The following is a 20,684-nucleotide window of genomic DNA, read 5'->3' as shown; positions in this document are numbered from 1 at the left end:
TTTAACTCTGACGAATGCGCTGTCTTACTACCCACTCTCCTGCAAAAAGTAACCCGGCGAATACATAGCTGAGTAAGCCATTGTATAGGGTCCATATTTCAAGCGGTTGGAAGCAAGTGTAAAGTGCGATTGAGCCATTAATAACGAAGAACAGACACCAAACTTTGGTGACTTTTCGTGTGTAATCAACGCCACTTTGCGGAAGTTCAGGCTCTTGGATGCGAGCAAGGCGTTCGATAATTGTTTGAGGTTGCCATAGGCTTGTAGCAAATACAGCCAACATACAAACGTTAACGATAACGGGATAGTAGGTTAACCAACCATGTTGCTTGAACGTTAACCCTAATACCAACAGAACAATTCCGGCACTTCCACTGATCCAAGCTAAGTGTTTTAGCTCTTTGATTTTAGCCTGACCACCAGTGAAAATGCGTACAGTAAAGATAACGGCCAGAACAATGCCAACGGTTTGTAGACCAAACTTGTTGAGCCCAAAGTAAACCGCTATTGGATAAGTGAAAAGTATGATTGCCGACAATAAAGTCAGCAGAGGACGCATTATGCGTCCTTCAATAGTTCAACCACAGACTCTACAACGTCATTAACGGTGCGCACTGCTTTGAACTCTTCAGGTTTGATCTTTTTACCCGTTACGTTTTGTAGATGTACGACTAGATCAACGGCATCAATGCTGTCTAGGTCAAGATCGAGATAAAGGTGAGCTTCAGGAGTGATATCTTCAGCATCAAGCTCAAACAGCTCAATCAGCGCATCTTTAACCTGGTTGTATACTTCTTGTTGGTTAGCTTGTGTCATAAAGATCTGTCTAGTTGTTCGTTTGAGATGAGATGTAATTAGCTAGGTTTTCAACCGAAGCAAAGTGCTGGCGAGTGTTTGAATCGTCGGCATCGATAACAATGTTATATTTTTTCTTGATAGCAAGACCAAGCTCAAGGGCGTCGATAGAATCCAGTCCAAGTCCATCGCCAAATAGTGGAGCCTCTGTTTCAATTTCATCAATGCTCATATCTTCAAGGTTCAGTGCGTCGATGATCAGTTGTTTTAATTCGTTGTGTAATGTTTCCACTTTGGCCTACTTAGTGCTTTATCTGAAATACTGCTTCAAGGGGGCGATTCTACATTATGCGTTGTATTTTCGAAATGCTGATATCGCCGTCGTTTTATTGAAGAGCTAAATACTTTCTTCGGAAGGGAAAATACTTTGTGCAAGATGATGGTTAAGGCGTCTTGCTGCCGAAGTTAAGTTGTTCGAATTCTCAATAAATGGTGCGACTTCTATTTTACCTTTCACCGCGACATGAAAAAAGGGTTTCGTAGCAGGAACTTGATACCATTTTTTCTCTTTCGTTAAGAATGTCGGAGAAACCGTAATGTGAATCACGCGTAAATCGGTTTGCGTTCGAGTGGCTATTTGTGCTGCACCACGTTGTAATGATGGTTCAATTCCTGGCGTTGTGCGAGTTCCTTCAGGAAAAACAAGCAACACGTTGCCACGTGAAAAACGTTCTTCACAGCGCTCTAAAAGGTCGTCAGGTGCTTGGTTAGGTATGTATCCCGCCGCTTTGACGATCCTTTTCATAAAAGGGTTTTCCCATATTGCAGCCTTAACGAGGCAATCGCATTGCGGCAGTTGAGAGGCGATCAGCACGTAGTCAATCAAACTTGGGTGATTGGCGATGATGATGCAGTTGCGATCTTCACGGAGCAGTTCGGCGCCATCAATTCGATAGTCAATAGCGCCAGTGAACTTCATTATTTGGCAAAAAGCATTGAATGAAAAGCGAATCAGTCGTTGAGCTTTAAGCTCTTTTTTAATGGTGTTAGATGTGGTGAGTGCGATCGACGGCAAGATCAAGAAGCTGAGAACTAAGCCTCCTAGACCAAAGATGGAGAAGCAAAGCCCTGTCGCGAATACTCGCCAATATTGATCGACCTTACTCATTCTTGAGTTCCAGTTTTTACGTTGTTGACCCACGACCAAGCTTGGTGCTTGCCTGCAATCGTCCAACGTTGGGTATCCAAAAGGATATGTTGTAGCGCTTGAAGGCCTTGTGGCAACTCGGATACTGATTGACTTGTTTCTACTGCTCTATAAATAGAGTAGTCATCGCCCGCAGTGAGAATTAAGCCTAACGCGTAATCTGCGTAGTTTTGCGTCTCATATTCCTGGTAGAGCTCTGGCAGAGGTTGGTCGAAATCAATGACTAAAACACGGTGCGATGGATGTTGGTAGAGGTAAAGGTACGCCTCAATCAATGCATTATGGAAGGTGTCTTGTCCGGCCGCTATTGAGGTCAGTGGAATTGGTGCTTTCGCGGCAATCGTTGTGAGGCCAGCAGCCGTGTTGTGTACTGATTGCGAGAATGCCATTGGCGAGGCATCATCACCTTCTAATATAGATTGAATTAAGATGGCGGTTCGGTGCAGTTCACCATGCCGACTGGCAAACACTAGGTAATCAATCGAGGTGTCTTTTAACAGAACCAATGCGGTTTGGACAGCAAGCTTGCTTTGTACGCTCATTCGGCGGCGCATCATTGGCGGGATGGCTTTAAATTCAGCTGTACCATTGTCTGGCCAAGCTAAATTAGCGCTCCATGTTTGCCATTCGGCATCAGAATTAAGACCGGCCGCATTTGCAGACCATTTCTCAATATTAAACGACATTAATTTGGATTGATTTGACATAGAGTATTGATTTGCTTTGGGTCTAACTAAATACTATGCGCGCTTATAAATAAACACAGGTAAGGGATTTAAATGAAATTACTAAAAATAGCCGTTTCAATATTGTTCATATTCGTTCTTGCAGGCTGCGGACGTGTACAGCCAGTAATGAATGTTGAGGATACTCCAGTTGCACTGAATCTTCAAAGTAAACAGGTGAAATCAGCTATTTATGAATCAGCTGAGAACCGAGGTTGGTTGGTTTCAGAGATAAAGCCTGGCTTGATCCGTGCAGAGCTGTATGTTCGCTCACACCATGCTGTGGTTGAAATTCCTTATAGTGACAAATTTTACTCTATTCTTTACGTTGAATCAGAGAATTTGAAGTATGACGATGGTGAAATACACCGTAATTACAACCGTTGGGTTAATAACTTAAACGTTGATATTAAACGTAAGCTTGCACAAATGGCAGCTGAGTAATCCTCTATTATTTAAAGTTAGGTTTTTCGTGTCGGAATATAAATTAGATCCATTCAACGCTTTAGAAGCAAAAACAGAAGCGCAGAAATTGTCTTTCGCTCCCATTGTTTTTCATACTGCCCGTACACTTCGTGATTTAGGTATCTTGCAATCGTTAGATGACGCGGGTATTAGTGGTTTACCTGCGGAGACTCTTTCGGAAATAACGGGCGTATCTGAGTACGGCGTAAAAGTTCTGCTCGATATGGCGTTAAGTGCTCATATTGTTATTTGGGACAAACCTAACTATAAAATGGCTAACCTTGGTTTCTACCTTCTGCACGATGGGATGACCAACGCGAACATGGACTTCACGGCTGATGTTTGTTACGCCGCGATGATGCATTTAACGGAAGCGATTGAAGAAGGCACACCTGCGGGCTTAAAAGAGCTAGGTGACTGGGAAACCATTTACCAAGGTTTGTCTCAATTGCCAGAAAAAGCAAAAGAGAGCTGGTTTAAGTTTGATCATTTCTATTCAGACCGTTCGTTCCCTGTTTTGCTTGAGAAGGTCTTCAGCAAGAAACCTAAGTCGCTGGTGGATATCGGCGGTAATACGGGTAAATGGGCGATGCAGTGCTGCAACCACGACTCAGATGTTGATATAACGATTGTAGATTTGCCACAGCAACTAGAAATGGCAATGGCAAACGCGACACTACATGGCCATCAAGACCGAGTAACGCCATTCCCAGCCAACATGCTCGACAAACAACAAGTGTTGCCGACGGGTGCGGATGTGTGGTGGATGAGCCAGTTCCTTGACTGCTTCTCGCCAATGGAAATTCTAAGCATATTAAAACGAGTTCGCTCTCATATGTCAGAAGAGGCGACTGTCTATATCCTGGAACTGTTTTGGGATGCACAGAAATACGATGCGGCGTCTTATAGTTTAAATGCGACTTCTCTTTACTTTACTTGTTTGGCCAACGGTAACAGCCGTTTTTACCGCAGTGAAGATTTCTTAGAAATCGTTGAGGAAGCTGGCTTTGAAGTGGTGACTCGTACCGACGATATCGGCCTCGGTCACACACTGCTTGAATTGAAAGCTAGCGCGCAATAAAAATAACAAATATGGCTTAAATAAATGAAGAAAATATCAACTCAAGTGGTGATCATCGGAGCTGGACCATCAGGGTCTGTTGCCGCGTCTTTGCTTCACAAGAAAGGCATCGATGTTCGAGTGATTGAAAAGAGTCTTTTTCCTCGCTTTTCTATTGGCGAAAGCCTGTTACCTGCTTGTATGGAAGTGATTGAACAAGCCGGTATGAGCAAAGCAGTAGCTGAAGCTAACTTCCAATTTAAAGATGGCGCGGCTTTCCGTAAAAATGACGTTTATACGGCGTTCAATTTTGAAGATAAGTTCTCTTCTGGACCGGGAACCACGTTTCAAGTTCAACGAGGCGCCTTTGATAAGGTGTTAGCCGATGCTGCTGAAGCACAAGGTATTACCATTGATTATCAACATGAGTTGATGGGCATTGATTTCACCGAAGGCAGCACGACTTTAGATGTCCAAGTTCTTGATGGAGAGCGTTATCAGCTCGAAGCTCAGTACGTTTTGGATGGCAGTGGCTTTGGCCGAGTACTGCCTAAAATGCTTAACTTGGAAGAGCCGTCATCGCTTCCTCCACGCAAAGCTATTTTCACGCACATTAACGATCATGTTTTAGACGTTGATACTGAACTAGAATATGACCGCAATAAAATTCTCATATCAGTGCATCCATCTAATCCTGATGTTTGGTACTGGTTAATTCCGTTTAGCAACGGCGTCTCATCATTTGGTGTCGTCGGTGAGCCTAAGTTCTTCGAGTCATACCCGGAAGATAAGATTGCCGCTCTTAAGCAATTAGCAACCGAAGAGCCTGGATTAGCTGAAATTTTAGCAAATGCCGAATACCCAAACCCTGCAGGTGAAATAGGTGGCTATTCTGCCAACGTAAAGCACCTTGCAACGGATAAGTATGCGCTGCTGGGTAATGCCGGTGAGTTTCTTGACCCTGTATTTTCATCAGGCGTTACGATTGCGATGAAGTCGGCCCAGTTTGCCGTTGAGTGTGTGGAAAAGCAGCTTAATGGTGAGAACGTCGATTGGGAGCGCGATTATGCGGCTCCGTTGATGGTGGGCGTAAACACTTTTAGAACGTATGTTGAGGGGTGGTACTCAGGTACTTTGCAGGATGTGATTTTCTATCAAGATCCAAACCTGAAGATTAAGCAAATGGTATGCTCGATTTTAGCTGGTTACGCATGGGATCAAACTAATCCGTACGTGAAAGAATCGCAGCGTCGATTGGCGACACTGGCAGAGATATGCCGAAGCTAGGTAGTCTATTCAGTGTGTGAGAGTATCTTCAAGCGCTAAGGTGACTAACCTACAAACAAAAACAGCCGCAAATGCGGCTGTTTTTGTTTCTGAAAATATGGGATTTCAATTCAATCGAGTGAAGACTACTTCAAGTCGATGCTGTTCAGTCGTCCCATAAATATCAACAGATCAATCACATCTTTATGGGCATTAAGCAGGGCGCGTTTGGTTTGGCTATAAGCGGCAAGTCGTCCATGCTTTCTGATTGAGCACACTTTGGTTTTGTATTTGTAGTCGCCGTTATCTGAGAATACACGCCACTTAGCGATGTAGCATTCGTCGCGGTGTTCAGGATCAGTCTGGGTAGGATTAGGCTTGAATACAATTTTTGGCTCTAAACTATGAGGTAGGCGCGTCATCAGATAGGGCTCTTTGAGGACTTTGGGCCAAAACTTGCCCCAAAGCTGTCTGCCCAGTTCGTCTCGTAACTTGATGGTTTTCTTTAGTGCTTTGTCTTCACCCATGCGAACAAAGCCGACAGAACGATGCAGTACCGTATCATCGGGTGTATGGATGTGAATTTTAAAAGCGGTTTTACCTTTCGATATGAAGCGGTAACCGGTAGCACCAATTAGATTATTCAGGCTCATAGTTTGCTAAATGATGATTATATTATTAATAAGATTACGACAAATACGTAAAAACCGAAACTAATCATCATGAAAAAAATAAAGCCTTAGTACTTTTGCTAAGGCCTTATTAGAAACTATGAGCTGGGAGTGACACTAACTACATGATTTTCTGCATCACATCACCAATTTGAATGCTTCCTGCAAGGCTAGGCTGATCAATCGTGAGTTCGGCTTCATTTTCATAAACACGAGAAACCGTCAGAGTGATATCACTTTGAGATACTTTGTTACGTGGTAAGCCTCTTTGGTCGATAAACGAACCCGTGTGCCACAATTGCAGTTTGTCACCTTGTTGCACGCCATGCATTCGACCAAGATCAATGGTTACGGTATTGCCGTAGACCGCCGCAACTTCCGGAAGGGTAATCTTACACGATACTTCTGATTCCAAGTCCAGCATGATATTACGGCTGACGCGAAGCATCATGCTGCCATAAGTGGATGCCCAGAAGCGCGCGCTGCGTGTATCGACTTCACTGGTCTTAGCAAATGGCCATTTTGCTACTTCACGATAGCTACGATTGTAAACTTGGTGACCTGTTTTACCGTCGAACACTTGCATCTCTAGTGCAAACTGTCGGTTGATAACGTCATCTTTCAACAACTTAGATTCGACGGTTGCCGTTAAGTCGGTAATGTCGCCACCAATGATGTACTGCGCGCCTGTGTCTTGAGCGATCATCTTGATTATGTCAGGTCGACGCTTATCGATGTCATAATTTGTTGTACCAACCGAGACAAAGCTACGAGACTCTTTTGCCAACTGTCGATCAACGACATGGCCGAAATCATCACCGATGTTATAAATTCTTCCCATTACGGCTTGTTGAGGGGAGGTCACATCAATGTTGCCGACCAAAAATGTCTTCTTGTACTGACTTTCATGGCAAGCATTTGCCGAAGGATAGATGTCGATCCTTGCGGTGATCATTAGGTTGCCACCACGAGTCTTTACTTTATCAACCAATATGTAGCGTACTTCGTGATTAGTAAACTGGAACTCTTTTTTACTCGCATCCAGATAAGGCGTGAGGTTGGAGATACTACCGATATCAGCACCAGAGAACTGAACCGCTTTATATACCGCGTCTTCCAGAGCGTGGACTCTTGCGGATTCTTCCGACGATACGATGGCTGCTGTACCGGTAACCTCATACCAAGAGGCATGAGCACTGAAGCTTATGGTTATCAGTGAACTTATTGAAAATAAGTAAGAAATTATTTTTTTCATCTATTCGTTACCAGTTGGGTATAAATATTGCTTAACAAATAACTATAAGCTTGAAGCTGACTTAAGTGCGTTTTTCTTAATCTGAACTATTAACGAAAAGCAAAGACTGTTCCAACATTGTAATCCATTGAAAAGAATAATGGTGAGAACATATTGGAACAGGCAGCACTAAAACTATCTGGAGATTAGATAATGAAAAAATGGCTCGTAGTTATGAGTGTCGTGTTACTGACATCATGCGCTTATTCGCCGATCTATAACGGCAAGTCTGAATATTCAGGCAGTCAGTTTATGTTGATGGACAGCCCTCGTCACACCATGGATTTTTTCGTGGAAAGTATGACCGAAGATTTAATCGTGTCGAATACGAGTATCTCAGCAAGAACACCGATTGCGATTACCTCGTTTGTTGATCTACAACACATGGATACAACCAACTGGCTAGGAAATTCGGTATCGGAAGGTTTCATTCATCAGTTTCAGCGTCGTGGCTTCAAGGTTGTCGATTTTAAAACGACGGGTTCTATCCAAGTGACTCACCAAGGTGACTTTGCGTTAAGCCGTGATTGGAAAGATTTAGCTCAAGAGCAAGACGTCCAATACGTGCTGACGGGGACTATGCTTCGCCAAGAGGGTGGTGTTCTAGTTAACGCTCGTGTGGTTGGAATGCAAACTCGTATTGTGGTTGCTTCTGCACAAGGCTTCTTGCCGGCAGACCGTATTGGTCGTGACCTTGATACTCTGAACAGTATTCGAACTCAAGATGGCGTTATTATTCGTTCTGACCCAACGATCAGCCAGCCTTACACTGTTATTCTTCGCCCTTAGGAGTTCGAGATGAAGAAGTTAATATTTGTTGTTGCCGCTTTATTGCTTGTTGGTTGTCAGCCACTGCAAAGTATGAGGCCTGATGATTTCTTGGTTGCGGTTGGTTACGCGAGTATCAGTGAGCAAAAAGGTCGTAACGACGAAGAAAGGCGCATCCGTGCGATGAGAGCCTCTAAGATTGACGCTTATCGTGAGCTTGCTGAACAGGTTTACGGTATGCGAGTAAGCGGCCGAGCTGAACTTGAAGATCAGCGCCTTGGTACTGAACGAACTTCAGGTGCGGTTGATGGTGTTATTCGTGGCGCAGAAGTAGTACGTAGTTACCCTGTGGGTGATAGTTATGTAACGGAACTTCAATTAGATATTCGTAAGATGGACCAACTACGTAATTACGGTGAAGTGCAGGCTGTGCCAGAAAAGAGACAACAAACGCTATTCTAGTTGTATGATCTCTTAGGCTGTAGGTTAATGATCATCGAGTTCTGTTTATCTAGTTAAAAGATTACCCAGTTATATGAGTTGCCACTCGTTTTCCAGATGGCGTAGCGGCAATTGATAACTGACGTAAATAAAAAAGCGGCAAGTATGAAGATACTTGCCGCTTTTTTATTTATCGATTTTGTCAGGGCGCTCAAAGGCTGATTAGACGTTTTGATAAAGAATAACGACAGGAATAGTCTGGGATACAGATACAGGCAGAAGGTTAATAAGGGGTATTACTGAAGAGGGAGGCTTAACTAGGCTTTTACGTTGGTTCCCAGCGTAGAAATCGTATGCGTTTGACCACCGGCATTGTAGGTCATGCCAATTTTACCGTGGCTTTGTTGCATCATATTACTGAGTTTTTTGAAGCTAAGGTGTGCTCGATTCAAGGCTTCGCCATTAACCAGGTTCGCTTGATGGCAATCGTGCACTATGGACTTGATGGTTGCGACTAACTGAGCTAGTTCAGGGTTCTCGGTCAGTTCTGAGATATTGGTATGGGCTGCGATTCGTTGATCGGTTGACCTTAGTTGCTCAACTAGGACCACTTTTTCTTTGGCGATTCTCTCAATATCGTTTGATTGTCGGCTCGTGATCGCGGTTTTCTCTGAACTTAATAATTCAGATAAGGCTTTGGCATTTTGAAGTTGAAAATTAACTAAATCTGCTAGTGCCGCCATAACGTAAACCTATTCATAACCTCGTGTGCTTTAAGGCAATCACTTTAATCAAAAGTGATAGTTGGCTTAAAGACCTTTTAATTCATCTTCGAACTTGATCATATTGTCTGCCAGTTTTTCTGGATCGACAGTGTATGAACCGTTCGCAATCGCTTCTTTGATCGCCGCAACTTTTACAGAGTCAAAACTCGGTTGTGCCGCCATATCTTGGTGGAGTTGACCAATGGCTTTGCCTTGTTGGCTAAGCGAAACCGCATCTTTGCTTGCTGGTGATTTAGTTGATACATCAGAGCGTGATGCCTCAGAGCTAGAATCAGAGCGTACTGCTGATCGGTTGGGGGTCGTTAGGGTTTGCCCTGAACGAATATTATCAATGCCTGCCATAGTTAAGCCTTTTTCTTCAAAAATGGGAACCTGTACAGTCATTATCGACCATGGGTTCGAATACTTTAGCAATTTTTAGCTCAATAGTCGAAAAGGGACAAAACACTGTAGCCGTTATATTTGGCGTTAAGAGTGGAGAGCAAAATGGCTAACGATACCGTCAATTTAGAAGTAGAGAGTTAAAAGTAAACCGTGACTTCAGACATGCTGGTAACAATACCTTCAATTATACGTTGTGATTTATCATTTTTCACTCTTACTTGATCGCCCATTGAGCCATCCGTAAGTGCAGTACCTTTAGTGGTAATGGTCATGCCACCTTTAACTGCCTGTATGATAACCTTCTCATTTCGGCAAACGACACAAATATCGCCTCTTTCAACGACATCACCCGGTCTTAGGTTCTTTTTTACTTTGGCACCGATAACCTGTTGTGGGTTGGTGAAACCTTGGCGGCGAAATTTGTTAAGAGAAATCATGTCGGTAGTCACATCGTATTGACCGACAATCTCGCCTCTTGCAATTGAGCGCGTGGTGGTGACGAGTGGGACTGACATTGATAAGCGTACGGGCACATAAACTCGCCACTCGTCAGGAATGCATTGCACTAAAACCGTAATGCTACTGCGGGTATTGGTGGTGGTTGATGCGCTAGTTTCAAGCGGCACTGGACAGTCTGTTGCTTTAATTCTTGAGTCAACATTTGCTGAATTAACAAAGAGTTCGCCGCCTTGTGGCTGCTCAACCGTATCATGGATGTGTTGCTCGGCCGCAGACTGAATCATTTCAATTTGCTCTGGAGTCGCAGCTTGCACAAAAAAACTAAACAATATTGATAAAATGCCGATAAACTTAGCGACAGTTTTAAAAGTAGCTCTACACATTGCTATGGAAAGAGGTGGCAAATTTATTTTATAATATGTCATTCCGTTTCTCTGGTGGTTCGTAGCCTGCAGTAGACTAACACTTTTTATACAAAAAAGTTTGATATGGAGATGAGCTCATGACGGGTATTCTTGATTCGGTGAATCAGCGTACGCAACTCGTCGGTCAAAACCGATTAGAATTACTAACCTTTCGCCTAATGGGGCGTCAGCGCTACGGCATTAATGTCTTTAAAGTAAAAGAAGTGCTTCAATGCCCTAAGTTGACAAAGATGCCAAACTTGAACCCACTGGTTAAAGGTGTAGCACACATTCGTGGCCAAACGATCTCTGTTATCGATTTGAGCTTAGCGATTGGTGGCCGTCCTACAACGGATGTTGAAAAGTGTTTTGTGGTTATTTCTGAGTTTAACCGAACTATTCAAGGTTTCTTGGTCAGTTCAGTAGAGCGCATTATTAACATGCACTGGGAGTCAATTCTTCCGCCGCCGGATGGCGCTGGTCGAGCGAACTACCTGACAGCGGTAACTAATATCGATAATGAATTAGTTGAAATTCTTGATGTTGAAAAAATTCTTGCTGAAATTTCGCCTGTTGATGAAACAATGGACAGCAGAATTGCTGAAGAAATCGCAGAAGTAGAACAAGAGAAAGAATTGGTTCGCCGTATCTTGATTGCTGATGATTCAACTGTTGCTCGTAAGCAAGTTCAACGCGCCATTGAATCGATCGGATTTGAGGTTATCGCGGTGAAAGATGGTAAAGAAGCCTATGAAAAGCTGGTGCAAATGTCATCAGAGGGTAGTATTTACGATCAAATTTCATTAGTGATCTCGGATATCGAAATGCCAGAGATGGATGGATACACGCTGACTGCTGAGATTCGTCGTCACGCCGAACTTAAAGATTTATACGTAATTTTACACTCATCCTTGAGTGGTGTATTTAACCAGGCCATGGTTGAGCGTGTTGGGGCGAACTCCTTCATTGCAAAATTCAACCCTGATGAGCTTGGGGCAGCGGTTAAAGCTGCGTTAACTAACTAAAAGAGACATTAATGACTGCTATAACAATAAGTGATCAAGAGTATCGCGATTTCAGCCGTTTTTTAGAATCTCAATGTGGCATTGTATTAGGTGACAGCAAGCAATATTTAGTGCGCAGTCGTTTAAGCCCATTAGTAACGAAGTTTAAGTTAGCTTCGTTATCTGATTTGTTGAGAGATGTAGTAACTGGTCGAAACCGTGAGTTGAGAGTGGCAGCTGTCGATGCCATGACGACGAACGAGACACTTTGGTTCCGAGATACTTACCCGTTTGCTGTACTTGCGGATAAGCTACTACCGGAAATAGCGGCAAATAAACGACCTATTAAGATTTGGTCTGCAGCAAGCTCTTCAGGCCAAGAAGCATACTCAATGGCAATGACGATTCTTGAGACTCAAGCTCGCAAGCCGGGTATGTTGCCAAATGTATCGATTACCGCAACCGACATCTCTGCAAGTATGTTGGATATGTGCCGCACAGGCGCATACGACAACCTTGCATTGGGACGTGGACTTTCTCCTGAGCGCCGTCGTACTTTCTTTGAAGATGCGGGCGATGGTCGTATGAAAGTCAAAGACAACGTTAAGCGCATGGTGAACTTCCGTCCACAAAACTTGATGGACAGTTATGCGTTATTAGGTAAGTTCGACATCATTTTCTGTCGTAATGTATTGATTTATTTTTCGCCAGACATGAAGTCAAAGGTACTTAACCAGATGGCAAACAGCCTCAATCCTGGTGGTTACTTGTTGTTGGGTGCATCTGAATCGTTAACAGGCTTAACGGATCGTTTTGAAATGGTTCGCTGTAATCCAGGCATCATCTACAAATTAAAGTAATGAGTGGCACCAGTATTAGGTGTAACGTTACTGTCTAACTTCAAAACCCAGCCAAGTGCTGGGTTTTCTTTTTCCGGCTTAACCTATATCTTTAAGTCAGAGTGACATTCCAACCCACTCTATTTTTGGCTTGTATATTGCAAGTTTACCTACGAGTAACCTGTAAAAGTAATGGTCGGCCACTTTGTTTTAAAAGTTGGTATATATATTGCTTTGGTTATCTCATAACAGTCAGTTCTTGAGTTGAGGTTTACATGGCTATTTCTTTTGATAATGCTTTAGGCATTCACCAGCACACAGTTGGTGTACGTGAGCGTAACGCTGAGGTGCTTTCCACCAATATCGCGCAAGCGAACACGCCTGGGTATAAAGCAAAGGGACTAGATTTTAAGAAATCACTGCAAGCGGCAAGTTCTGGGGCAAGCATTGGTCTTAGCCGTACAGATGGTCGGCACATTTCTGCCTCAACAACGGTGAACGGGGAAACGAAGTATCGAATTCCTACCCAACCTGATACAGGAGATGGCAATACGGTTGATTTGGATTTGGAAAGAAACCTTTTCATGCAAAACCAAATTAGGCATCAAGCCTCTCTCGACTTCTTAGGAAGTAAGTTCAAGAATTTAACTAAAGCGATTAAAGGGGAATAATTAGATGAGCTTATTTAATGTATTCAATGTGACCGGTTCTGCGATGAGTGCTGAATCTGTTCGTCTAAATACGACCTCGAGCAACCTTGCGAACGCAGACAGTGTAAGTAGTTCTGCTGAAGAAACTTACAAAGCTCGTCACGCAGTGTTTGGCGCTGAGTTAAATAAAGCACGCAATAGTGGTCACACTGTGCCGGTGAAAGTATTAGGTATTGTGGAAAGCGATAAGCCGCTTAGTGCGGAGTACAACCCAGATCACCCACTAGCGAACAACGAAGGCTATATCTACAAGCCTAACGTGAACGTTATGGAAGAAATGGCAAACATGATTTCGGCATCACGTGCGTACCAAACGAACGTACAGGTTGCTGACTCGAGTAAACAAATGCTGCTGCGTACGCTGCAGATGGGTCAATAAGGATAAGGAGGTAGCATATGGCTGGAATCAACAACAATGTTGGTCAAAGCGGCTTGTCCTATGTTGACCAGCTGAAGAGTCTTCAAGATGGCGCTAAGAAGCCCGACGAAACAACAGGTAAGCAGGATCTTAAACAAGAAGATTTCTTATCTCTGTTGACTAAGCAACTTGCACAACAAGACCCTTTTAAGCCGGTTAGCAATGACCAGATGATTGCGCAAATGGCTTCATTTGCGACCGTAGATGGCATTGGTAAAATGAATACACAGTTTGAAAGCTTGAATTCATCAATGACTTCTAACCAAGCGCTTCAGGCCTCTTCTTTAGTAGGTCGTGATGTATTGGTTCCTGGTGCGGCAGGTGTGAAACCCGGTGATGGCGGTATGGCGGCAATGGTTAAGCTCCCTCAAGCCATGGACAATGTAATGGTCCGTGTTGAGAACGAAGTTGGTCAGTTGGTTCGTACATTTGATATCGGTTCTAAACCATCAGGTGACACGCGTGTTGAATGGGACGGAAAAGACGAAGACGGTAACCCATTGCCGGCTGGTAAATACAACGTTAAAGCGTCGGGTTTACTGGATGGCGAGAACACAGAGTTCCAAGTTTCCAGTTATGCGAACGTGAACAGTGTGCTTCTTGGTAAGGGTGATGGCAACGTACTACTCAATCTGGCTGGTTTTACATCGCCAGTACGACTTGCTGAAGTACTAGAAGTTGGTAAAGCGTAACTCTTTAAAAGAGTGATTATGCTAGCTAGAGAGATTAGGAGAATATTGGAATGTCATATGTAGCTTTGAGCGGCCTATCCGCTGCACAATTAGATCTGAATACAACCAGTAACAATATTGCGAATGCAAACACGTTTGGCTTTAAAGAGTCTCGAGCAGAGTTCGGCGATGTGTATTCAAGCTCGTTGTTTACTAACGGAAAGACTACCCCTGGTGGTGGTGCTCAAGCAAATAAAGTTGCGCAACAGTTTCACGAAGGTTCAAGTATTTATACAAATAACCCAATGGACTTACGTGTCAGTGGTACAGGTTTTTTTGCAGTATCGAAAGACCGCATGGTGCCAGAGATCAACGAACTAACGCGTAACGGAGCTTTTCACTTAAATAAAGACAACTTCATGGTAACCTCGAATGATGAATTTCTTTTAGGTTACGATGTTGACCCAAACTCGGGTGAAGTTCTTTCTTACGCGCCAAAGCCTCTCGACATTCCTGCTGAGTTTGGTAAGCCAAAACAGACAGAAAACATTGAAGTAGGAGTTAACCTTCCTGCAAATGGTGATCTTAAAGACCCGGCTGCATTTAACTACCAAGATTCTGACACTTATAATCGAGCAACGTCTTCGACGGTATACGATTCTATGGGTCAGTCTTACAAGTTAACGACTTACTACCTCAAAGATCAGACTCAACCAAACACTTGGCAGACGTACTACACCATGTCAGATGAGAACGGTGAAAAGCCGGTCAACATTACTGGTGGTGATGCGACGAATGCACAAGGTCATGTTGGTCACACAATGAAGTTCAACAACGACGGTACGTTAGCAAGCCTGAACAATGGTCAGCCGATTAACTCGGAACCACTTGGTGCTGGCGCGAACCCAATTGACTTGAACGGTGCTGATCCAACTCAAGTGCTTAAGTTTGGTCTGGATTCTTCAACTCAGTTTGCTGCTCCGTTTGAATTGACTAAGTTTGATGAAGATGGTGCAACAACAGGTTTCTTAACAAAAATCGATTTCGATGAGTACGGCAGTGTTCTGGGTACTTACTCAAATGGTGAAAACGTGATGCTTGGCCGTGTAGGCTTGGTTCGCGTACCCAATGAGCAAGGTCTAGATAAGAAAGGCGGCACTCAGTGGGATTCTACTAATGACTCAGGTTCTAAAATCTGGGGTGAATCGAACAAAGGTTCATTTGGTAGCATCAACAACGGTTCGCTAGAGCAGTCGAACATCGATATGACTCAAGAATTGGTTGATTTGATTTCTGCTCAACGTAACTTCCAAGCGAACTCACGTTCTCTAGAAGTACACAACCAACTGCAACAGAATATTCTTCAGATTCGTTAATCGTTTCGAGCGTTTGAATCATCTGTGAATACCCAATTCAATGTTATTGAATTGGGTATTGTTGGTGAATTTAAATATGGCTGTTTGTCTTCTTATTTGCCGCCCCTATTGCCGCACGGTAATGCCACTGGCAATAACTCCTCCTCAATGATCCTTTAATGATCACCCCTCTTTGTTTGTTTCCTATTTAAATTATTGATAAATAACAGTTAAAAATATTGGCACAGTGTTTGCTTTATAAGCTTTAGAAGATGATTTTTTGGAGCAAAATTATGGATCGCGCACTGTTTCTTGCCATGAGTGGCGCAAAGCAAAATATGCAGGCTTTGCAGCTACGTGCAAACAACCTTGCCAACGTTAGTACAACGGGTTTCCGTGCCGATTTAGCACAAGCACGTTCAATGCAAGCGTATGGTGAAGGCATGCCTACTCGTGTTTTCAGCATGACAGAACGTCCGGGTCATAATTTCGCACAAGGTAGTGTGGTCACTACTGGTCGCGATCTCGATGTCACGATACAAGGTGATGGCTGGATTTCGGTAATGGACAACACTGGCCGTGAAGGTTTAACACGTAACGGTAACCTAAAGGTTGACCAAAACGGTTTGCTAACTAACGCAAGCGGCCATTTGGTGTTAGGCGAGAATGACGCACCCATCACGTTACCTATTCCTATTAGTAAAGTAGAAATCGGCACAGACGGTACTATTTCGGTGATTCCTCAAGGCGCTCCAGCTGAAGAATTAGCGATTGTCGACCGAATCAAACTTGTGCGTCCAGATAATCAAAGCTTATTTAAAGATACGAATGGTCTATTCCGTTCGAAAAACCCAGATCAGGCATACGAAGCAGATGCAGCGGTAACGTTGCTAAAAGGTGCCATTGAAGGCAGTAACGTAAATGCTGTCGGTGAGATGACCAGCCTAATTGACTTACAACGTCAATTCGAAATGCAGGTCAAGATGATGAGCACTGCAGAGGAAATGGACAAGTCGTCTGATTCACTGCTTCGTATGAGCTAATAGAATTTAAAGGAATTTGCTATGCATCCAGCATTATGGGTAAGTAAAACAGGCTTAGACGCCCAACAAACCAATATCTCAACCATTTCAAACAACCTTGCCAACGCCTCAACCATTGGCTTTAAAAAGAGTCGTGCGGTATTTGAAGATTTGTTCTATCAGAACATCAATCAGCCGGGTGGCCAATCGTCGCAGAATACCGAGCTGCCAAGTGGTTTGATGTTGGGTGCCGGTTCTAAAGTCGTGGCAACTCAAAAAGTTCACACCCACGGTAACGCACAAACGACATCGAACAGCCTAGATATGATGATCGAAGGTGACGGCTTCTTCCAAGTTGAAATGCCAGACGGTGAGACAGGCTATAGCCGAAATGGTCAGTTCACGCTGAACGGTGAAGGCGCAATCGTAACCTCAGGTCAAGGTTATGCTCTACAGCCAGAAATCGTGATTCCAGAAGATGCGATCTCGGTGACGGTTGGTAACGATGGTGAAGTATCAGTTCGCCTACGTGGTGAGCAAAACAACGTCGTGGTTGGCCAAATCACCATTACTGACTTCGTAAACCCAGGTGGTTTAGAGCCTGTAGGTCAAAACCTTTATTTACCAACGGGAGCAAGTGGCGATCCGCAAGAGGGCGTTCCGGGCTTTGATGGTTTGGGTAACATCCGTCAGTCGATGTTAGAAACATCGAACGTAAACGTAACCGAAGAGCTGGTTAATATGATTGAAGCTCAACGTGTTTACGAAATGAACTCGAAAGTTATCTCGTCGGTAGACAAGATGATGAGCTTTGTTAACCAACAGCTGTAATTGGTTTATTTGCCGTTTACGTACTTATTCATAATTAATAGATCTGCTTCTAGTCATTGATCTATTTACCATTGCCTGCTGAGAGTATATCGCCATGAAACGTATTTTTTGTTTAGTTTTGTTAGCTTCTATGACCGGGTGTACTGTGTTGGATCCGATCGAGACTCCGGCACAAGAAAACGCAACCACAGTGGTTGATGCGGTAGAAGGCGATAAGTCGGCTGATGAAAGCTCAGGCATTATCGATACACTTCGTGGTAGAACAGACCCAATTGCAGGCGATCCTGCATGGGCGCCGATCAATCCAAAAGAAAAACCAGAGCATTACGCAGCGGCAACAGGTTCACTGTTCAATATCAACCATATTGGCAGTATGTACGATGATTCAAAGCCTCGCGGCATTGGTGATATTATTACCGTTGCGTTAGATGAAAATACTCGAGCGACCAAAAAAGCTAATGCTGACATGTCTAAGTCTAACGATGCATCGATGGAGCCTTTGGCTGTTGGCGGCCAAGAGTTGACTATTGACAAGTACAACTTCTCTTATGATCTGAGCAATACCAACACCTTTGCTGGTGATGCATCAGCCAACCAAAGTAACAGCATTAGTGGCTACATTACCGTTGAAGTCATCGAAGTATTAGCCAATGGAAATCTAGTGGTTCGTGGTGAAAAGTGGATGACACTGAATACAGGTGATGAGTATATCCGCCTAAGTGGTACTATCCGCCCTGACGATATAGATTTCGAAAATACCATCGCTTCAAACCGTGTTTCTAACGCACGAATTCAGTACTCAGGGACTGGAGTGCAAAAAGATATGCAAGAGCCTGGATTCTTGGCACGATTCTTTAATGTATCACTGTAGAGCTTGAGAGGATGTCGGCTTACTGACAGCCTTTACCACTCGGCCATATTTAGCTAAGTTCTTGTAAATTAAATTATTATAATTACATAGCTACTATAAATTGAAAGCAATACAGACAGGTTACTCAATGAAAAAACTAACACTCGTACTACTTGGCATGCTATTTCTTGCCACCAGTGCCCATGCTGCACGTATTAAAGATGTGGCAAAAGTGGCGGGTGTTCGTAGTAACCAACTTGTCGGTTATGGTTTGGTCACGGGCTTGCCGGGTACAGGTGAGACAACTCCCTTTACTGATCAAACGTTTAACGCAATGCTGCAAAATTTTGGCATCCAATTGCCGCCCGGCACTAAGCCAAAAACCAAAAACGTAGCGGCAGTAATTGTTACCGCTGAATTGCCAGCCTTCTCTAAGCAAGGTCAGGAAGTTGATGTAACGGTGTCTTCTATAGGTTCAGCAAAAAGCCTTCGTGGTGGTACCTTACTGCAGACTTTCCTGAAAGGTCTAGACGGTCAAGTGTACGCGGTAGCACAAGGTAACTTGGTGGTGAGTGGCTTTAGTGCTCAAGGTAATGATGGTTCTAAGATTGTCGGTAACAATCCTAATGTCGGCATCATCTCTAGCGGCGCGACGGTCGAACAAGAAATCCCAACGCCATTCGGTCGTGGTGACTACATCACGTTCAACCTAATCCAATCAGATTTCACAACGGCGCAGCGCTTAGCTGATGCAGTTAATAATTTTCTAGGCCCACAAATGGCTTCAGCGGTTGATGCGACTTCAGTAAAGGTTCGCGCACCACGTGAAATCAGCCAGCGTGTGGCTTTCTTATCGGCAATCGAAAACATCGAGTTCGATCCTGCAGAGGGTTCAGCAAAAATCATTGTTAACTCTCGTACTGGTACGATTGTGGTTGGTAAACATGTTCGCTTAAAAGCGGCAGCGGTAACACACGGTGGTATGACGGTAGCAATCAAAGAAAACCTCAACGTGAGCCAACCGAATGCATTTTCTGGTGGTCAAACCGTAGTGGTTCCTGATTCTGATATCGAAGTCACAGAAGCCGATGGCAAGATGTTCAAGTTTGAACCGGGTCTAACGCTGGATGATTTGGTTCGTGCAGTCAATGAAGTGGGCGCAGCGCCTTCTGATTTAATGGCAATCCTTCAAGCACTGAAACAAGCTGGTGCAATTGAAGGTCAATTGATCATTATCTAAGGAATAAAGCATGATTAAGAATAACAATGACATCGGCTTTATTCACGATATCGGTAGCTTAGATCGTCTTCGTCAACAAGCAGTAAATGGTGAAGAAGGCAGCGAAAAAGAGGCACTAACTGCTGCGGCAAAACAGTTTGAATCGATTTTCACTTCGATGCTGTTTAAGTCGATGCGTGATGCGAACTCTAGCTTTAAGTCGGATATGCTGAACAGCCAGAACGAGCAGTTTTATCGTCAGATGCAAGATGACCAAATGGCGAGTGAGTTGAGTGCTTCAGGTTCATTAGGCCTTGCGGACATGATCGTTGCTCAGTTAAGCGCCGGTCAAGCAAGCGATGCGACAGAAGATAAGGTTCGTAGTGAAGGTTTTGATACTTCACTGCAAAGACCTCAGTATTCAGGCCGTTCAGAAGACAGAGTATCTGAAGTTCAACCTGCTTCCGCTGTTAAACAACCAGTATCCTTCGATTCTCCAGAGTCGTTTGTTACCTCAATGAAGCCTTACGCTGAAAAAGCGGCGAGTGCACTTGGTGTGGATTCATCTCTGCTATTGGCACAAGCGGCACTTGAAACAGGTTGGGGTTCTAAAATGGTTAAGAACTCTTTGGGGAACAGCAATAACTTATTCAACATCAAAGCAGATAGAAGTTGGAAGGGCGATAAGGTTGCTACGCAAACTTTAGAGTTCCATGGCAAAACTGCCGTTAAAGAATTGGCATCTTTCCGTTCTTACTCAAACTTTGAAGACAGCTTTAATGATTACGTGAAGTTCTTGAACGAAAATCCAAGATACGAAACGGCATTACAGCATCAAGGCAATTCAGAGAACTTTATCAAAGGCATCCATCAAGCTGGTTACGCAACTGACCCTAACTATGCAGACAAGGTGTTGCGCGTTAAAGCTAAAATCGATGAGATGAATTAGCCCCATCAATTAACAATGAGAGCTTGCCATGGCAGGCTCTTCTCTTATCCGCTCCTTCATATCTGGCCCTATTGTTTTTAGTTATTTCCTTA

General features: G+C 43.8%; 26 protein-coding genes. 16 read left to right on the top strand and 10 right to left on the bottom strand.

What is annotated here, in order from left to right; genetic code table 11:
* Position 1: 1 nt before the first annotated feature.
* The 5 genes from OCW38_RS10765 to OCW38_RS10745 form a co-directional block, all read right to left on the bottom strand.
* On the bottom strand, positions 2–559 hold the full coding sequence (locus OCW38_RS10765; protein WP_016767044.1) for a COG4648 family protein: 558 nt from the start codon (positions 557–559) through the stop codon (positions 2–4).
* Positions 559–816 carry an acyl carrier protein gene (locus tag OCW38_RS10760; protein WP_004739745.1) on the bottom strand — a complete coding sequence of 86 codons (258 nt, stop codon included), beginning with the start codon at positions 814–816 and terminating at the stop codon, positions 559–561. Before OCW38_RS10760 ends, OCW38_RS10765 begins: the two co-directional genes overlap by 1 nt.
* A gap of 10 nt (positions 817–826) precedes the next feature.
* Positions 827–1,087 carry a phosphopantetheine-binding protein gene (locus tag OCW38_RS10755; RefSeq protein WP_004736154.1) on the bottom strand — a complete coding sequence of 87 codons (261 nt, stop codon included), beginning with the start codon at positions 1,085–1,087 and terminating at the stop codon, positions 827–829.
* Positions 1,088–1,192: 105 nt separating this feature from the next.
* Positions 1,193–1,963: a lysophospholipid acyltransferase family protein gene (locus tag OCW38_RS10750; protein ID WP_016767045.1), complete on the bottom strand. Its 771-nt coding sequence runs from the start codon at positions 1,961–1,963 to the stop codon at positions 1,193–1,195.
* A complete protein-coding gene (locus tag OCW38_RS10745) occupies positions 1,960–2,688 on the bottom strand; it encodes a beta-ketoacyl synthase chain length factor (RefSeq protein ID WP_016784739.1) in 729 nt (242 codons plus the stop codon). Before OCW38_RS10745 ends, OCW38_RS10750 begins: the two co-directional genes overlap by 4 nt.
* Positions 2,689–2,781: 93 nt before the next feature.
* On the opposite strand from OCW38_RS10745, the gene OCW38_RS10740 reads away from it, so the two are divergent.
* The 3 genes from OCW38_RS10740 to OCW38_RS10730 are packed head-to-tail and all read left to right on the top strand — an operon-like array spanning position 2,782 to position 5,539.
* Entirely contained in the window at positions 2,782–3,171 is a 390-nt protein-coding gene (locus OCW38_RS10740) for a hypothetical protein (RefSeq protein WP_010439254.1), read from the top strand.
* 28 nt (positions 3,172–3,199) lie between these two features.
* Entirely contained in the window at positions 3,200–4,273 is a 1,074-nt protein-coding gene (locus OCW38_RS10735) for a methyltransferase (RefSeq protein WP_016767047.1), read from the top strand.
* Between the two features lie 24 nt (positions 4,274–4,297).
* The gene (locus tag OCW38_RS10730; protein ID WP_010439260.1) at positions 4,298–5,539 is read left to right on the top strand and encodes an NAD(P)/FAD-dependent oxidoreductase; all 1,242 of its coding nucleotides are present in this window, start codon (positions 4,298–4,300) and stop codon (positions 5,537–5,539) included.
* A 125-nt stretch (positions 5,540–5,664) separates the two neighbouring features.
* Here OCW38_RS10730 and OCW38_RS10725 read toward each other — a convergent pair whose 3' ends face one another.
* Entirely contained in the window at positions 5,665–6,171 is a 507-nt protein-coding gene (locus OCW38_RS10725) for a Fe3+-citrate ABC transporter substrate-binding protein (protein ID WP_102308814.1), read from the bottom strand.
* Positions 6,172–6,310: 139 nt separating this feature from the next.
* Positions 6,311–7,444 carry a flagellar assembly protein FlgT gene (locus OCW38_RS10720; RefSeq protein WP_016767048.1) on the bottom strand — a complete coding sequence of 378 codons (1,134 nt, stop codon included), beginning with the start codon at positions 7,442–7,444 and terminating at the stop codon, positions 6,311–6,313.
* A 192-nt stretch (positions 7,445–7,636) separates the two neighbouring features.
* Between OCW38_RS10720 and OCW38_RS10715 the strand changes: the two genes are divergently transcribed.
* Complete coding sequence (locus tag OCW38_RS10715; protein ID WP_010439267.1) at positions 7,637–8,272, top strand: FlgO family outer membrane protein; 636 nt, start codon at positions 7,637–7,639, stop codon at positions 8,270–8,272.
* Between the two features lie 9 nt (positions 8,273–8,281).
* A complete protein-coding gene (gene flgP / locus OCW38_RS10710) occupies positions 8,282–8,713 on the top strand; it encodes a flagellar assembly lipoprotein FlgP (protein WP_010439270.1) in 432 nt (143 codons plus the stop codon).
* A 296-nt stretch (positions 8,714–9,009) separates the two neighbouring features.
* Here the strand turns inward: flgP and OCW38_RS10705 are convergent, their stop codons facing one another.
* From OCW38_RS10705 to flgA, 3 genes are all read right to left on the bottom strand, one after another.
* Positions 9,010–9,435, bottom strand: coding sequence for a flagella synthesis protein FlgN (locus OCW38_RS10705; protein WP_016784737.1), 426 nt, complete (start codon positions 9,433–9,435; stop codon positions 9,010–9,012).
* Positions 9,436–9,501: 66 nt separating this feature from the next.
* The gene (gene flgM, locus OCW38_RS10700) at positions 9,502–9,819 is read right to left on the bottom strand and encodes a flagellar biosynthesis anti-sigma factor FlgM (protein WP_010439274.1); all 318 of its coding nucleotides are present in this window, start codon (positions 9,817–9,819) and stop codon (positions 9,502–9,504) included.
* 179 nt (positions 9,820–9,998) lie between these two features.
* A complete protein-coding gene (gene flgA, locus OCW38_RS10695) occupies positions 9,999–10,745 on the bottom strand; it encodes a flagellar basal body P-ring formation chaperone FlgA (protein WP_029189138.1) in 747 nt (248 codons plus the stop codon).
* Positions 10,746–10,822: 77 nt separating this feature from the next.
* Between flgA and OCW38_RS10690 the strand changes: the two genes are divergently transcribed.
* The 11 genes from OCW38_RS10690 to flgJ all read left to right on the top strand — a co-directional run bounded on the left by OCW38_RS10690 (position 10,823) and on the right by flgJ (position 20,592).
* Entirely contained in the window at positions 10,823–11,749 is a 927-nt protein-coding gene (locus tag OCW38_RS10690; RefSeq protein WP_010439280.1) for a chemotaxis protein CheV, read from the top strand.
* Positions 11,750–11,760: 11 nt separating this feature from the next.
* Positions 11,761–12,588 carry a protein-glutamate O-methyltransferase gene (locus tag OCW38_RS10685; RefSeq protein ID WP_004736174.1) on the top strand — a complete coding sequence of 276 codons (828 nt, stop codon included), beginning with the start codon at positions 11,761–11,763 and terminating at the stop codon, positions 12,586–12,588.
* A 254-nt stretch (positions 12,589–12,842) separates the two neighbouring features.
* Positions 12,843–13,238: a flagellar basal body rod protein FlgB gene (gene flgB / locus OCW38_RS10680; RefSeq protein WP_004736175.1), complete on the top strand. Its 396-nt coding sequence runs from the start codon at positions 12,843–12,845 to the stop codon at positions 13,236–13,238.
* A gap of 4 nt (positions 13,239–13,242) precedes the next feature.
* Positions 13,243–13,656 (top strand): flagellar basal body rod protein FlgC, encoded by a 414-nt coding sequence (gene flgC / locus OCW38_RS10675; protein WP_004736176.1) that lies wholly within the window; start codon positions 13,243–13,245, stop codon positions 13,654–13,656.
* A 17-nt stretch (positions 13,657–13,673) separates the two neighbouring features.
* The gene (flgD, locus tag OCW38_RS10670) at positions 13,674–14,387 is read left to right on the top strand and encodes a flagellar hook assembly protein FlgD (RefSeq protein WP_010439286.1); all 714 of its coding nucleotides are present in this window, start codon (positions 13,674–13,676) and stop codon (positions 14,385–14,387) included.
* 50 nt (positions 14,388–14,437) lie between these two features.
* A complete protein-coding gene (gene flgE / locus OCW38_RS10665; RefSeq protein ID WP_010439292.1) occupies positions 14,438–15,742 on the top strand; it encodes a flagellar hook protein FlgE in 1,305 nt (434 codons plus the stop codon).
* Between the two features lie 272 nt (positions 15,743–16,014).
* Positions 16,015–16,764, top strand: coding sequence for a flagellar basal body rod protein FlgF (locus OCW38_RS10660; RefSeq protein WP_004736179.1), 750 nt, complete (start codon positions 16,015–16,017; stop codon positions 16,762–16,764).
* Positions 16,765–16,785: 21 nt separating this feature from the next.
* Positions 16,786–17,574, top strand: a complete 789-nt coding sequence (flgG, locus tag OCW38_RS10655) for a flagellar basal-body rod protein FlgG (protein ID WP_010439295.1) — start codon at positions 16,786–16,788, stop codon at positions 17,572–17,574.
* A 94-nt stretch (positions 17,575–17,668) separates the two neighbouring features.
* The gene (gene flgH / locus OCW38_RS10650; RefSeq protein WP_010439297.1) at positions 17,669–18,445 is read left to right on the top strand and encodes a flagellar basal body L-ring protein FlgH; all 777 of its coding nucleotides are present in this window, start codon (positions 17,669–17,671) and stop codon (positions 18,443–18,445) included.
* A 127-nt stretch (positions 18,446–18,572) separates the two neighbouring features.
* Positions 18,573–19,664: a flagellar basal body P-ring protein FlgI gene (locus tag OCW38_RS10645; protein WP_010439299.1), complete on the top strand. Its 1,092-nt coding sequence runs from the start codon at positions 18,573–18,575 to the stop codon at positions 19,662–19,664.
* Positions 19,665–19,674: 10 nt separating this feature from the next.
* The gene (gene flgJ, locus OCW38_RS10640; RefSeq protein WP_010439301.1) at positions 19,675–20,592 is read left to right on the top strand and encodes a flagellar assembly peptidoglycan hydrolase FlgJ; all 918 of its coding nucleotides are present in this window, start codon (positions 19,675–19,677) and stop codon (positions 20,590–20,592) included.
* Positions 20,593–20,684: the final 92 nt, after the last annotated feature.

The sequence above is a fragment of the Vibrio cyclitrophicus genome (genome assembly GCF_024347435.1).
GTDB classification, from domain to species: Bacteria; Pseudomonadota; Gammaproteobacteria; order Enterobacterales; family Vibrionaceae; genus Vibrio; species Vibrio cyclitrophicus.
The sequence above is the reverse complement of the archived record's forward strand: the minus strand, read 5'-3'. Positions and strand labels throughout refer to the sequence as shown.

Coding starts and splice junctions, on each gene's coding strand:
- OCW38_RS10765 (WP_016767044.1), bottom strand. CDS start 559: ATGCGTCCTCTGCTGACTTTATTGTCGGCAATCATACTTTTCACTTAT.
- OCW38_RS10760 (WP_004739745.1), bottom strand. CDS start 816: ATGACACAAGCTAACCAACAAGAAGTATACAACCAGGTTAAAGATGCG.
- OCW38_RS10750 (WP_016767045.1), bottom strand. CDS start 1,963: ATGAGTAAGGTCGATCAATATTGGCGAGTATTCGCGACAGGGCTTTGC.
- OCW38_RS10745 (WP_016784739.1), bottom strand. CDS start 2,688: ATGTCGTTTAATATTGAGAAATGGTCTGCAAATGCGGCCGGTCTTAAT.
- OCW38_RS10740 (WP_010439254.1), top strand. CDS start 2,782: ATGAAATTACTAAAAATAGCCGTTTCAATATTGTTCATATTCGTTCTT.
- OCW38_RS10730 (WP_010439260.1), top strand. CDS start 4,298: ATGAAGAAAATATCAACTCAAGTGGTGATCATCGGAGCTGGACCATCA.
- OCW38_RS10725 (WP_102308814.1), bottom strand. CDS start 6,171: ATGAGCCTGAATAATCTAATTGGTGCTACCGGTTACCGCTTCATATCG.
- OCW38_RS10720 (WP_016767048.1), bottom strand. CDS start 7,444: ATGAAAAAAATAATTTCTTACTTATTTTCAATAAGTTCACTGATAACC.
- OCW38_RS10715 (WP_010439267.1), top strand. CDS start 7,637: ATGAAAAAATGGCTCGTAGTTATGAGTGTCGTGTTACTGACATCATGC.
- flgP (WP_010439270.1), top strand. CDS start 8,282: ATGAAGAAGTTAATATTTGTTGTTGCCGCTTTATTGCTTGTTGGTTGT.
- OCW38_RS10705 (WP_016784737.1), bottom strand. CDS start 9,435: ATGGCGGCACTAGCAGATTTAGTTAATTTTCAACTTCAAAATGCCAAA.
- flgM (WP_010439274.1), bottom strand. CDS start 9,819: ATGGCAGGCATTGATAATATTCGTTCAGGGCAAACCCTAACGACCCCC.
- flgA (WP_029189138.1), bottom strand. CDS start 10,745: ATGACATATTATAAAATAAATTTGCCACCTCTTTCCATAGCAATGTGT.
- OCW38_RS10690 (WP_010439280.1), top strand. CDS start 10,823: ATGACGGGTATTCTTGATTCGGTGAATCAGCGTACGCAACTCGTCGGT.
- OCW38_RS10685 (WP_004736174.1), top strand. CDS start 11,761: ATGACTGCTATAACAATAAGTGATCAAGAGTATCGCGATTTCAGCCGT.
- flgB (WP_004736175.1), top strand. CDS start 12,843: ATGGCTATTTCTTTTGATAATGCTTTAGGCATTCACCAGCACACAGTT.
- flgC (WP_004736176.1), top strand. CDS start 13,243: ATGAGCTTATTTAATGTATTCAATGTGACCGGTTCTGCGATGAGTGCT.
- flgD (WP_010439286.1), top strand. CDS start 13,674: ATGGCTGGAATCAACAACAATGTTGGTCAAAGCGGCTTGTCCTATGTT.
- flgE (WP_010439292.1), top strand. CDS start 14,438: ATGTCATATGTAGCTTTGAGCGGCCTATCCGCTGCACAATTAGATCTG.
- OCW38_RS10660 (WP_004736179.1), top strand. CDS start 16,015: ATGGATCGCGCACTGTTTCTTGCCATGAGTGGCGCAAAGCAAAATATG.
- flgG (WP_010439295.1), top strand. CDS start 16,786: ATGCATCCAGCATTATGGGTAAGTAAAACAGGCTTAGACGCCCAACAA.
- flgH (WP_010439297.1), top strand. CDS start 17,669: ATGAAACGTATTTTTTGTTTAGTTTTGTTAGCTTCTATGACCGGGTGT.
- OCW38_RS10645 (WP_010439299.1), top strand. CDS start 18,573: ATGAAAAAACTAACACTCGTACTACTTGGCATGCTATTTCTTGCCACC.
- flgJ (WP_010439301.1), top strand. CDS start 19,675: ATGATTAAGAATAACAATGACATCGGCTTTATTCACGATATCGGTAGC.